Source organism: Lachnoanaerobaculum sp. ICM7 (assembly GCF_000287675.1).
Lineage (GTDB): Bacteria > Bacillota > Clostridia > Lachnospirales > Lachnospiraceae > Lachnoanaerobaculum.
The window spans coordinates 57100-63099 of the sequence record NZ_ALJL01000009.1; the positions used below are offsets into that span (position 1 = coordinate 57100).

Here is a 6000-nt window from a genome sequence, read left to right on the forward strand (position 1 = left end):
GGAGATAGGTCAAGTACGAGAAAATTGTTTGTATAATTATAGGCATAGGTAGATACTATGCTGATATTAGATAAATGTTTTTGAGACCGCTTACTCTAAATGGGTAGGCGGTTTTTTTGATGTAAAGGAGAAGATATGGATAGAATTGAGATAAAAGGTAGAGTAAATACAGCCGTATGTTATGCAAAGGTTGTAGAGGATGAGGCAATAGAGCAAATCAGAAGGATGTGCGACTATATAATAACAGAAGGTTCAAAAATTCGTATAATGCCTGATGTTCATGCCGGAAAGGGATGCACTATAGGTACTACAATGACTATACAGGAAAAGGCTGTGCCAAATATAGTCGGAGTAGATATCGGATGCGGAATGTACACGGTAAAACTTGGAAAAGTGGAAATAGATTTTGAAAAAGTAGATGAGGCTACTCATTATATTCCATCAGGAATGAATGTATGGGAGGGCAGACAGGAGCACTTTGATTTAACAAAGTTAAACTGCTTCAGATATTTGAGAGATTCCAGAAGGCTTGAGCGTTCACTTGGTACATTGGGAGGTGGAAATCACTTTATTGAGATTGATGAGGCAAGTGACGGATGCAAATACTTGATAGTACATTCAGGATCAAGAAATCTTGGAAAGCAGGTTGCACAGTATTATCAGAGATTGGCGGCAAACTTAGATAGAGGGTATGATACTTATTTTGAAAAAAGGGATGAGATCATAAGAACTTATAAGGAGCAGGGTAGAAAAAATGAGATTCAGACTGCACTAAAAGCACTTCATTGGAATGTGTATGAGTCGGAAACAAGCATGCCTGATGATTTATGCTATGTTTCAGGAAAATATTTGGAGGAGTATTTAAATGATGTTGAGACTTGTCAAAACTTTGCGAAAAGAAATCGTGAGTTGATGGCGGAAATTATCCTTGAGAGGACAGGGATGAAAAATCTTGAGTCATTCCATACTATACACAACTATATTGATGTGAGTGAGATGATTTTACGAAAAGGTGCTATAGCGGCACATAGAGGTGAGAAGGTCTTGATCCCTATAAATATGAGGGATGGAAGTGTTTTGGCGGTTGGAAAGGGCAATCCTGACTGGAATTATTCAGCACCTCATGGAGCCGGAAGACTTATGTCAAGAACTGCCGCAAAGAATAACTTAAGTTTAGATGAGTACAAAGAGACAATGAAGGGAATCTATTCCACTTCTATAAATGAAAACACATTGGACGAGGCTCCAATGGCATATAAAAGACTTGAGGATATTATAGATGTGATAAAAGACTCTGTAGATATCATCGAGGTAATGAAACCAATTTATAATTTTAAGGCTTCTGAATAGGAAAGAGTAACTCTTTCCTATCCGGAAGCGGAAAGGAAGAGTTATGTTTATTTTTCCTACCATAGATTTGGTAGCTACAGGAAAAAATATTGTAAGACTTAGAGAAGAGTCAGGACTTAGTGTGAGAAATTTGCAGGAAATATTTGGTTTTGCCACCCCACAGGCTATTTACAAATGGCAACATGGAACAGCAATGCCGACTATAGATAATTTGATAGTACTGTCAGCAGTATTTCAGGTTTCTATGGATGAGATCATCATAGTAGAAAATAATACACAAATAAGTGCATAAACCCGTGTATATACCGATTTTAATTGACTGTGTATATGCAAGATATTAGAATAGCTTATAAAGAGAGGTATATATGGGAATTGAAAAATTGAGTAGAAAAACAGAAATAGAGTTAACAAATATGTGCTTAATCTGTGACGGAAGCAAGGTTTTGGTTCAGGAAAAAGCAGGAACGAATGGTTTGGTATTCCCGGGAGGTCATGTTGAAGAAGATGAGTCACTGCTTGAGTCTGTTATCAGGGAGATGAAAGAGGAGACAGGACTTACTATTGAAAATCCTATAGCCTGTGGTTTTAAAGATTGGATACAGGAAGACGGAACAAGATATCTGGTACTCTTATATAAGACTGATAAATTTAGCGGTGAATTAAAGTCATCGGAGGAAGGAAGAGTATTTTGGGTTGACCGGTCAGACTTAGACAGTGTAAACCTTATCTGGAATATGAAGGAGTTATTGGAGATATTTGATTCTGACAGATACAGTGAGTTCTTCTTTAAAATTAAGAATGGAAAATATAAAGGGGAACTACTTGGATAGTATGTAGTATAAATTGATTCGGATATTTATCCGGATCAATTTTTATAAAAACGATTGACAGACATATTTTTTTATGTAATACTGTGTAATTGAGTTAGGAAGTACTAACAAAAAGCGCTATAAACAATCAATTTCATTTTATATTCATGGAGGACATATGAAAAAAAGATATCTATCTATATTGGCACCGGCAGCATTTGCATTGATGATAACAGGTTGCGGAAAAGCAGCTGATACAGCGACTACAGCAGAGAGCAGTTCAGTGCAGAGCGAAAGTCAGTCTGAGGTAAGCAAGGAGAGTAAGGCTGACATCGGTAATGAAAATTATGTTTATGCAAAGATAAGCATTCCATATGCTGATTACTACTATGGTGAGATTAATGATGTAGAGCCTGAAGCTGAGCCTGAGAAGCTTACTGCAAAGCTTGATGCTCCGGATGCGGCGGCAGGTATCAGAAGTGACGGAAATTATGATGCTGTAAGCTCTGTAACCAATAAAAAGGTTGAAAAGTTTACAACAGCAGTATCGGAAGTTGTTGGTGACGGATCAATAATTTCAGGAGTGAAAGATGTAAATATCGCTATTTCCAAGTCACTTTATGAGGATGCTAAGAAGGCAATTGAGGAGAAAAAAGAGTCAACTAACCCTCTTCTTACATTTGTAGCTGAAATTAAAGAGACTACAGATCAAACACCTGCAGAGTATAAGGTGTTAAACTCGGACGGTACATTCTCAAAGACAGTTGGAAATACTGTTAAAAATGATTTGGAGTCAACAATTACAACTACTTCAAACTATGGAAATTATCAAATTGATATAAAGGACTTGGAAGTTGAAATTGACAATGTTCAAGGTGTTGTTATAGAAACAAAAGAAGGTAAGAAGTACGGTATGGAACATTTGGAGAATATCTGGCTTTCACCTGAAGAACTTGCATTTGCAGCAGCACCGTTTACAGAGAATCATGGAAATGCACAGGCATATATACGTTATCAGGATTTACCGGGACAGACAATTTCAAAGATTACATATTTACTTAAGGATGCCGATGATATAGAGATAGATACAGATTTGTTCTGCAAGCTTTTGGCACCTGAGAACTACAGCATTAAGGGTGATGAGAGCGCTAATTATACTAAGGACGGCTCACAGATTAAGTTTGAAATAACCTCAGATGACAGCAAGTACAGTATCGGAAGAATGGTTTCTAAGAAGAAAGATGTTGATATAGCAAACGTAAAGGAAGATAACGGTACTTTGAATCTTCCAAAGGACATTGTACCCGGCAAGTATCAGTTTATATTTACAAATGATAAATATGCTGATTTGAATTTCACAGCTGTTATAAATTCAAATTTGAATGCGGAACAGTTCCACTTTGAGAACAATGCTCTTAAACTTGATGAAAATGAGGCAGGACTTACTGTAAAGGATTATATAAGTGCTATTACTTATGCAAAGGTGAATGATACAGAGTACAAGGGTGGCAAGGGTAGAAAGTTTGGAAAAGTTGCATTTAATGAAGATGGAAGTATAAATTTGGATGCAAAATACAGTTCGGACGGTAAGGATGAGCCTGTATTTGCAGAAGCAGGAACATATACAGTCGTTCTTAAGGCTGACGGATATCCTGATTTAACAATTGAGGTAACAAAATAATGAGATTGGTCGCATGTCTTATTGTAGCATTGGCTTTTTTTGCAATTTTAGAAAAGCCTATAAAAAAACATGCAACATATTTTTATATTGCAACGATTTTAATAAGTATATTAACTATAATTGCACCTGAAAAAGGCTTGCCGTTTGTAGTTGATTATATTGCAAATGATATATTGGCGAGAGGCACCTTAGCAGGTGCTCTCTTTATACTTGTTATGGTAGCATCTGTATGTCCGGCTGCAAAAATGAGAGGATTACTGCTACGTACAAGAGGTGAAATGGCAATTATTGCGGCTTTATGTACCTTGATTCACAATATATCATATGGGCAGTATTATTTTGTAAAACTCTTTACAAATATATCTGAATTGGATGCACAGAGAATATTTGCGGCAGTATTTTCACTTATAATGATTATTCTTTTGATACCTTTGACAATAACTTCATTTATGGTTATCAGAAAAAGAATGAATCCTAAAAAGTGGAAATCGTTACAAAAACTGTCCTATGTATTCTATGGATTACTGTTTTTGCATATAGCAATGATATTCAGCATATCCATATTTTATGGTCATTTGGATACACTGTTTGATTTAACGGTTTATGCTGTTATATATGTAGTTTACCTTGTTTTGAGAGCTATAAAGTATAAGAAACAAAGAGTTGTTTGTATAGTCTTTGTTGTGTTTATTTGTATTATTTACGCAGTCCTTGCTGTATTCGGATTTAGAGCGGCAAGAAAGAATGGAGAAGAAGCTGTGGAAGAGCAAAATACTCAAAACACAGTTTCATCAGATGCCTCATACAAAGACGGAACTTATGAAGGAAGTGCTACAGGTCACAGTGGAAAGATGACGGTATCTGTAACTATTGCTAATGGAGAAATCACTGAAATAAATATAGTTGATACAGGGGATGATGAGGAGTATTTAATAGATGCAAGGGATGTGATTCCTGAAATCATAGAAAAACAATCATTGGATGTGGATACTGTAAGTGGTGCTACACACAGTTGTAAAGGAATAATCAAAGCAGTAGGAAAAGCACTTGAAAGTGCAACGGAGTAATCTATTTATAAAAGACCCGAGTGAGAACTTGGGTCTTTTTATGTAATAAAATATTTAGAAATATTACAGTAAAATATATATATCTTACAAAAATATTAAAATGTTAATATAAACTTTATTATTAATTTTTGCTATAATATTGTGATAATTTACACATTATAGTATACTTTACATAAGTTATTCAACGAAATACCGAAGAGACGTACATGAAGACAGGAGGAGTGACTATGAATAGTATACGTAAATTGAGGCTACACAGGGGAATGACACAAAAGGAATTTGGCGATATTATCGGAGTCAAGCAGCAAACGGTATGTAAGTATGAAAGTAAAAATTCAAATGTAAGTTTAAGTGTATTACAAAAGATAAGCGATAAATTTGATATACCGGTAGAAGAACTGCTTGAAGATAAGATAGACCATTATATAAGCACCGGTAGTAGAAAAAATGCAAGTAATGAAATAAAAGCAAACATAATAGCCAGAGTTAAAAGGTTAAACATTTACAAATTAAAGAAATTATTGGAATTTCTATCAATTTTGGATGAGGATTGAAAATATAATGTTCAATGAGGGTGGGTAAAATATTAAATTTCAATGATGTACTGTAAAAATTCGAAGTTATTTTTATGGCAAGATTACTACATGATAATCGTTGATATGCACAGTTTTATAAGAAAAAATTATTTAATACGCTAAAATTAATTCAAATACAACGGAGCGTAGTATCAGGTATTGCCAATAGGGTAATAGTTAGTATAATAAAAATATCAAACTTTTTACATGATGTTTGGTTTGATATCTATTTTCTTATAGAAAGTAAACTTTCTAATCTGTGTATTCTAAAAATTCTACAAAATTCTAAACATCATGACATGTCGGTGCACCGACTATTTTCCACACATAGCCGGGTATTTAATATTAAGGGCATTATACCCGGCTATATTTAATACTTCTGAAATCAATTCTGAAAACTTCTAAAGATAATGGAATCAAAAATAATTCTCTGATATAATCCTGTCTTTGACAGTTTCAAAAGTTAAAATGCCCTTTGAGCCCAGTGTTTTACAGGCTTTAAGGGCATTTTTATTTCG

The 6000-nt window shown here is 34.7% G+C and carries 6 protein-coding genes; all 6 read left to right on the top strand.

All coding sequences use genetic code 11. The features are described from left to right. The first annotated feature begins 135 nt into the window (after positions 1-135). Positions 136-1350 (top strand): RtcB family protein, encoded by a 1215-nt coding sequence (locus HMPREF1140_RS01705; protein ID WP_009662160.1) that lies wholly within the window; start codon positions 136-138, stop codon positions 1348-1350. Between the two features lie 43 nt (positions 1351-1393). Next, positions 1394-1642 carry a helix-turn-helix domain-containing protein gene (locus HMPREF1140_RS01710; protein ID WP_009662169.1) on the top strand — a complete coding sequence of 83 codons (249 nt, stop codon included), beginning with the start codon at positions 1394-1396 and terminating at the stop codon, positions 1640-1642. Between the two features lie 73 nt (positions 1643-1715). Continuing rightward, a complete protein-coding gene (locus tag HMPREF1140_RS01715) occupies positions 1716-2180 on the top strand; it encodes an 8-oxo-dGTP diphosphatase (RefSeq protein ID WP_009662197.1) in 465 nt (154 codons plus the stop codon). A gap of 157 nt (positions 2181-2337) precedes the next feature. Then, complete coding sequence (locus HMPREF1140_RS01720; RefSeq protein ID WP_009662171.1) at positions 2338-3840, top strand: hemoblobin-interacting domain-containing protein; 1503 nt, start codon at positions 2338-2340, stop codon at positions 3838-3840. Next, a complete protein-coding gene (locus tag HMPREF1140_RS01725; protein ID WP_009662192.1) occupies positions 3840-4907 on the top strand; it encodes an FMN-binding protein in 1068 nt (355 codons plus the stop codon). Before HMPREF1140_RS01720 ends, HMPREF1140_RS01725 begins: the two co-directional genes overlap by 1 nt. A 227-nt stretch (positions 4908-5134) precedes the next feature. Continuing rightward, on the top strand, positions 5135-5461 hold the full coding sequence (locus HMPREF1140_RS01730; RefSeq protein ID WP_009662190.1) for a helix-turn-helix domain-containing protein: 327 nt from the start codon (positions 5135-5137) through the stop codon (positions 5459-5461). Positions 5462-6000: the final 539 nt, after the last annotated feature.